The sequence below is a fragment of the Roseateles sp. genome, from assembly GCF_031397715.1.
Taxonomy (GTDB): domain Bacteria; phylum Pseudomonadota; class Gammaproteobacteria; order Burkholderiales; family Burkholderiaceae_C; genus Paucibacter_A.
This window is the reverse complement of the sequence record NZ_JANNMI010000434.1, coordinates 1-4,424: the sequence shown is the minus strand read 5'-3', so window position 1 is coordinate 4,424 and position 4,424 is coordinate 1. Positions and strand designations below refer to the sequence as shown.

The 4,424-nt window shown below is 67.1% G+C and carries 4 protein-coding genes; 3 read left to right on the top strand and 1 reads right to left on the bottom strand.

From position 1 onward, the window contains the following. The coding region (pyrF, locus tag RMO57_RS19100) for an orotidine-5'-phosphate decarboxylase (protein WP_310389368.1) at positions 1-701 on the bottom strand (701 nt) is incomplete at its 3' end. Positions 702-764: 63 nt separating this feature from the next. Between pyrF and RMO57_RS19095 the strand changes: the two genes are divergently transcribed. From RMO57_RS19095 to RMO57_RS19085, 3 genes are all read left to right on the top strand, one after another. Continuing rightward, positions 765-1,775 (top strand): GNAT family N-acetyltransferase, encoded by a 1,011-nt coding sequence (locus RMO57_RS19095; protein WP_310389366.1) that lies wholly within the window; start codon positions 765-767, stop codon positions 1,773-1,775. A 95-nt stretch (positions 1,776-1,870) separates the two neighbouring features. After that, positions 1,871-2,071 (top strand): helix-turn-helix domain-containing protein, encoded by a 201-nt coding sequence (locus RMO57_RS19090; protein WP_310389370.1) that lies wholly within the window; start codon positions 1,871-1,873, stop codon positions 2,069-2,071. A 137-nt stretch (positions 2,072-2,208) separates the two neighbouring features. Beyond that, positions 2,209-4,424 (top strand): HAD-IC family P-type ATPase (locus RMO57_RS19085; protein ID WP_310389365.1); only part of this gene is annotated, 2,216 nt, incomplete at its 3' end.

Here is a 4,424-nt window from a genome sequence, read left to right as displayed (position 1 = left end):
ACCGGTCCGTCGGCGCGCCAGCCGGCGCGAACCGTGGCTTGCGCATCGCCGCCCTGGGCGCCGATGCCGGGAATGAGCAGCGGCAGCGTCGGCGCCAGCTCGCGCACCCGCGCGATCTCTTCTGGAGAGGTGGCGCCGACCACCAGGCCGAGCCGGCCGCTCTTGTTCCAGGGCCCGGCGGCCAGTCGCGCAATGTGTTCGTACAGCCGATCCCCCGAAGCCAGCCGCTGCGCCTGCAGGTCGCTGCCGCCGGCGTTGGAAGTGCGGCACAGCAGGAACAGGCCCTTGCCGTCGTAGCGCAGCCAGGGCTCGATCGAATCGAAGCCCATGAACGGCGACAACGTCACCGCGTCGGCCTGGTAGCGCACGAAGGCTTCGCGCGCATACTGCTCGGCGGTGGCCCCGATATCGCCGCGCTTGGCATCGAGGATCACCGGCACCGCGGGCGCAACGCGGCGGATATGCGCCAGCAACCGTTCGAGCTGGTCCTCGGCGCGCTGCGCGGCGAAATGGGCGATCTGTGGCTTGAAGGCGATCACCAAGTCCCGGGTGGCATCCACGATCGCGGCGCAGAAGTCATAAATCCGGCCTGCGTCGCCCTGCCAACTACCGGGGAACTTGGCCGGTTCCGGGTCCAGCCCCACACAGAGCAAAGAGTCATTGAGGCTTTCGGCTTGGCGGAGTTGCTGGATGAAGTTCATGGGCAGATTCTGTCGGGTTGAAGCTGTTGTATTGTCCGGGCTTTTGGCGGGGAGGATTTTTTCATGCTGGTATTGACGACCGAGAGATTGCGCTTGCGCTGGTTCGCGCCCGGCGACGAGGCCTATGTGCTGGAGCAACTGCAGCAAGACTCCTGGAAGCTCAATATCAATGACCCCGGCGTGCGCGACCTGGCCGCCGCCAAGTTCTGGATGGACGAGAAGCTGATCCGCCCCGGTTGGGAAAAAGGCCTGGGGCTGTGGGCGGTGGAGCTTCTCGGCGACGACGAGCGGATAAGTCGTTCGCCGGGCCGCCCCAAGAACGACTTCGCCCCCTCGGGGGGCCGGTCGAGTATGTCTCGGACGGGGGGCACCATCATTGGAATGGCCGGTGTTTTGCAGCGCGACTATTTGCCTGCGCCCGACATCGGTTACGCCTTGCTGCCGCGCTTTTGGGGCCAGGGCTACGCCCGTGAGGCGGCACGGGCCTGCCTGGACTATGCCCGTGAGGTGTTGGGCGAGCCCCGGCTGATGGCCACGACGGCGCCGTTCAACCAGGCTTCGGGACGGTTGCTGCAGGACTTGGGGATGGGTTATCTGGAGACCCAGCAGTTTGCCGGCGTCGAGGGGGTGAGCAAGGTCTATTCGGTAGGTGAGGCTGCGCTGATCGGCGACGAGGAGACCCGCATCGCCGACCTGCTGCGGCGCTTCTTTGCCGTCTTCAACAACCAAGACGGCCGCAACCCCAGCTTGGCGGCGCTGCCCTATATGCTGGCGCCGCAGGCCGTCATCAGTCGCGCCGATGACGCCGGCCTGCACCGCCTGAGCCTTGAAGAGTTTGTGCTGCCGCGCGCCGAGCTGCTGCGTCCGGGCGGGCGTTTGCAGCAGTTTGAGGAATCCATCATGGAGCAGCGCATCGACCGATATGGCCGCATTGCGCAGGCTTGGCTGCGCTACCGCAAGCAGGGCGTGCTCGACGGCGAGGCCTTTGAGGCCGAAGGCATCAAGACCGTGCAATTGCTCAACACCGGGCGGCGCTGGCAGATTGCAGCGCTGGCTTGGGAAGACCTGGCTTGAAGTGCTTTGCACCTATCCCCTGCATCCCCTTCATCCTGGCTAAATTTCTTACTCTCAGGAATTGTTTGCCTGGATGGAGGGGATGAAAGGGATGAATACATGAGGCGCTGAACTGGGCTAACGATGTAGGCGAGCGCAAAGTGTTGCGGCCCCTGACTCAGCAGGATATTGCCGAACGCGTCGGCTCCTCGCGCGAGATGGTCAGTCGCATCTTTAAGCAGTTGCTGCAAGGCGGCTATGTCGAGCAGCGTGATGGCGGTTTGCTGCTGCTGAAGAAGCTGCCGGCGGGTTGGTAGCCCGGGCTCTTGGCCCGCCGTTTGAGCCAGATCAAGCCAGCGACAGTTCAGTAGCAGGGACAGGCTTGGTGGCAGGGTGATTGCCATAAAACCGCCGCATCATTGGCCGGGTCTGAACTCAGCATCGGCCACGATTGATGAACCCAAGCAGCAACCCCCAGCCCTGGCATCAGCTGCCGCCCCAAGAGATTGCCGACCAGCAGGGTGTCGATCTCGGCTTAGGCCTGCCGCAGGCCGAGGCCGCTCAGCGCGCCGAGCAGCACGGGCCCAATGAGCTGCAGGCCAAGGCAAGACCTGGCCCCTGGGCCTTGCTGGCCGAGCAGTTCAAGGATTTCATGGTGCTGGTGCTGCTCGGCGCGGCCGTGGTGTCGGGGCTGATTGGTGAGCTGACCGACACCCTGGTGATTCTGTTCATCGTGCTGCTGAACGCCGGCATCGGCTTTGTGCAGAGCTGGCGCGCCGACCAGGCGATGGCGGCGTTGCAGCAACTCGCCGCCGCCCAGGCCACCGTCTTGCGCGACGGTCAGCCTTGCCAAGTCGCCGCCAGCACCCTGGTGCCCGGCGATGTGGTGCTGCTGGAGGCGGGCAATCAGGTGCCGGCCGATCTGCGCCTGTTCGAGATTGCCCAGCTGCATCTGGACGAGTCGGCGTTGACGGGGGAGTCGGTCACCGCCTCCAAGGCCGTGGCGACGCTGCCGGCCGGCGACGGCGACAACGTGGCACAGGCGCTGGGCGACCGCCTCAATATGGCCTTCAAGGGCACCACCGCCACGCGCGGCCGGGGCCGTGGCCTGGTGGTGGCGACCGGCATGCAGACCGAGCTGGGCAAGGTCGCCAGGCTGCTGGACGGTGAGGACCGCAGCACGCCGCTGCAGCAGCGCCTGGCGGCCTTCGGCAAACGCCTGAGCCTGGGCGTGCTGGCCGTTTGCGTGGTGATTTTTGGCGTCGGCCTGCTGCGCGGCGAGCCGCCGCTGCTGATGCTGCTGACGGCCATCAGCCTGGCGGTGGCGGCCATCCCTGAGGCGCTGCCGGCCGTCGTCACCGTGCTGCTGGCGCTGGGTGCGCGGCGCATGGTGGCGGTGCAGGTGCTGGTGCGGCGCCTGCCGGCGGTGGAGACGCTGGGCTCGGTCAGCACCATTTGCTCCGACAAAACCGGCACCCTCACGCAGAACCGCATGCATGCCGAGTTGGTGCTGGCGCTGGCTGAGCGCTGGGTGCCGGGCGAGGGCGCCGTGACGCCCGTGCAGGCGGAGACCTTGCGCGCGGCGGCGCTGTGCAATGACGCGCGTCCGCTTGAAGGCAAGGCCGGCGAATGGAGCGGCGACCCGACCGAGACCGCGCTGGTGCTGGCCGCCCTGTCGGCACAGCTGGACAAGACGCAGCTCGACCTTGAGGCGCCGCGCGTGCAGGAGCAGCCCTTCGACGCCGAGCGCAAGCGCATGACGACGGTGCATCGCAGCGGCGAGCAGTCTTTCATTGCCTACACCAAGGGCGCACCCGAGTCGCTGCTGCCCTGCTGCACGGCGCAGTGGACGCCTGATAAGGGCCCGCAACCGCTCGACACAGTTGCGCTGCTCGCCGCCGCCGACGCGCTGGCCGCCCAGGGCTTGCGCGTGCTGGGCTTGGCGCGGCGCGAACATAGGCAACTGCCCGATAGCGCGGCGATGGCGACGCTGGAAAGCGATCTGCAATGGCTGGGCTTGATCGCGCTGATCGACCCGCCGCGCGCCGAGGCGCAGGCCGCCGTGCGCGACTGCATGGCCGCCGGCATCACGCCGGTGATGATCACCGGCGACCATCCGGCCACGGCGGTGGCGATCGCGCACCGGCTGGGGCTGGTCGCCGACGCCGATGCTCCGGTGCTGACCGGCCAACAGCTGAGCAAGATGGATGAGGCCACGCTGCGCGAGCAAGTGCTGCAGGTGCGCGTTTATGCCCGGGTGGACCCGGCGCAGAAGATCCGCATCGTCGAGGCGCTGCAGGCCGGCGGCCAGTTCGTCGCCATGACCGGTGACGGCGTCAACGACGCGCCGGCCTTGAAGCGCGCCGACATCGGGGTGGCGATGGGCCGGGGCGGCACCGACGTGGCGCGCGAGTCCGCCAGCCTGGTGCTGCTGGACGACAATTTCGCCAGCATCGTGGCTGCCGTGGCCGAGGGCCGGCGCATCTACGCCAATATCCGCAAGTTCGTGCGTTATGCGATGACCGGCAATTCCGGCGAGGTCTGGGTGCTCTTTCTGGCACCGCTGTTCTTGCTGCCGATCCCGCTGTTGCCGATTCACATCCTGTGGGTCAATCTGGTCACCGATGGTCTGCCCGGCTTAGCACTGGCCGCTGAGCCGGCCGAGCCAGG